The organism is Streptomyces sp. S3(2020) (assembly GCF_013044505.1).
Classification (GTDB): domain Bacteria; phylum Actinomycetota; class Actinomycetes; order Streptomycetales; family Streptomycetaceae; genus Streptomyces.
The window spans coordinates 1-2,152 of sequence record NZ_JABERD010000476.1 but is presented as its reverse complement, the minus strand read 5'-3'; the positions used below and the strand labels follow the sequence as shown (position 1 = coordinate 2,152).

Sequence of the window (2,152 nt, the reverse complement as noted above, 5' to 3'; positions counted from 1 at the left end):
GCGGGGGGGTGGGGGGGGGGGGCCGAGGGGGGGGGGGGGGGCGGGGACAGGGGGGGGGGGGGGGGGGCAGCGGCGGAGGGGGAGGGGGGGGGGGGGGGGGCGGGGGGGTGGGAGGGTGGGTGGGGGGGTGCGCGGGCGGTGGGGACGGGGGGGGTCCGGCGGGGGGGGGGGTGGCGGTGCAGGGTGGAGGGGAGGGGGACGGTGTGACAGGGCGTGAGAGGGACGGGAGCGGGGCGGCTGTGAGCGACGGGAGCGAGGCAGTCGCGGGAGACGGGGACGTGGGAGCCCCGGAGGATGGGCTCGCGGCGGCCGTCGGCAAGGAGCCGCTGCTGCTCGGTGTACGGCATCACGGGCCCGGTTCCGCGCGGGCCGTGCGGGCGGCACTGGAGGGGGCCCGGCCGCGGGTCGTTCTGATCGAGGGCCCGCCCGAGGCCGACGCCCTGATCCCGCTGGCCGCCGACGAGGACATGCGGCCACCGGTCGCCCTCCTCGCCCATGCCGTCGACGAGCCGGGCCGCTCGACTTTCTGGCCGCTCGCCGAGTTCTCCCCGGAGTGGGTGGCGATCCGCTGGGCTCTGGAGCACGAAGTCCCGGCGAGGTTCATCGACTTGCCTGCGACGCACTCGTTGGCGTGGGAGGGGGACAGGGGTGAGGAGGCGGTGGAGGAGAGAAGAGGTGAGCCCCGCGGTGTGGAGGTGGGTGACGGTGACGGTGCCTCTGAGCCGGAGGCAGCCCGTACCGGTCTTCGGATCGACCCCCTCGCCGTGCTCGCCGAAGCCGCCGGTTACGACGACCCCGAGCGGTGGTGGGAGGACGTCGTCGAGCACCGGGGGGCCGGCGCCGGGGACGTGTTCGCGCCGTTCGTCGTGGTCGAGGAGGCCATGGGGGCGTTGCGGGAGGCGTACGGGAGCGGCGGGCACGAGCGGGATCTCGTGCGGGAGGCGTATATGCGGCTCCAGGTGCGGGCGGCTCAGCGGGAGTTCGGGGGCGGGGTGGCCGTGGTGTGCGGGGCGTGGCATGTGCCCGCGCTGCGGGAGAGGACAGCCGTCGCCGCCGACCGGGCACTGTTGAAGGGGCTGCCCAAGGTCAAGGCGGACATGACGTGGGTGCCGTGGACGTATCGGCGGCTGGCCCGGGTCAGCGGGTACGGGGCCGGCATCGACTCGCCGGGTTGGTACGGGCATCTGTTCGGCGTCACGGACCGGCCGGTCGAGCGGTGGATGACCAAGGTGGCGGCGTTGCTGCGGGAGGAGGACCGGATCGTCTCGTCGGCTCATGTCATCGAGGCGGTGCGGCTCGCGGAGACGCTCGCGGCGATGCGCGGCCGTCCGCTGGCGGGGCTGAGCGAGACGACCGACGCGGTGCGGGCGGTGATGTGCGAGGGCTCGGACGTGCCGCTGTCGCTGGTGCGTGATCGGCTGGTCGTGGGGGATGTGCTGGGGGAGGTGCCGCAGGCCGCGCCCGCGGTGCCGTTGCAGCGGGACCTCGACCGTACGCAGCGCCGGCTGCGGCTCAAGCCGGAGGCGCTGGAGCGGGAGTTGGAGCTCGACCTGCGCAAGGAGACCGACGCGGGGCGCAGCAGGCTGCTGCACCGGCTGCGGCTGCTGGCCGTCGGGTGGGGCGAGCCGGTGGCGTCGCGGGGGAGCACGGGGACGTTCCGGGAGACGTGGCGGCTGCGGTGGGAGCCAGAGCTGGCCGTGCGGGTCGCGGAGGCGGGGGTGTGGGGGACGACCGTGCTCGCCGCGGCGACCGCCAAGGCGGAGGCCGACGCGGTCACCGCGCAGAGTCTCGCCGATGTCACCGCACTCGCCGAGCGCTGCCTCCTGGCCGAACTGCCGGAGGCGCTTCCGGTGGTGATGCAGGTCCTCGCCGACCGCGCCGCGCTCGACACCGACGTCGGTCATCTTGCCCAGGCACTGCCCGCCCTGGTCCGTTCCCTGCGCTACGGCGACGTGCGCGGCACGGACACCCACGCTCTGACCGAGGTCGCCGCGGGCCTCGCCGAACGGGTCTTCGTCGGTCTTCCCCCGGCTTGCGCCGCGCTCGACGCGGACGCGGCCGAGGAGATGCGGCGGCATCTGGACGCGGTGCACGGGGCGGTGGGGCTGCTGGCGGATGTGGTGGCGGCGGAGGGGAGGCGACCGGATGCGGA

Annotated in this window: 1 protein-coding gene; it reads left to right on the top strand. The window is 75.7% G+C overall.

Going from position 1 to position 2,152, the window contains the following annotated elements:
- Positions 1–278: 278 nt before the first annotated feature.
- A partial coding sequence (locus HLK59_RS49695) for a DUF5682 family protein (RefSeq protein WP_171148277.1) occupies positions 279–2,152 on the top strand: 1,874 nt, incomplete at its 3' end.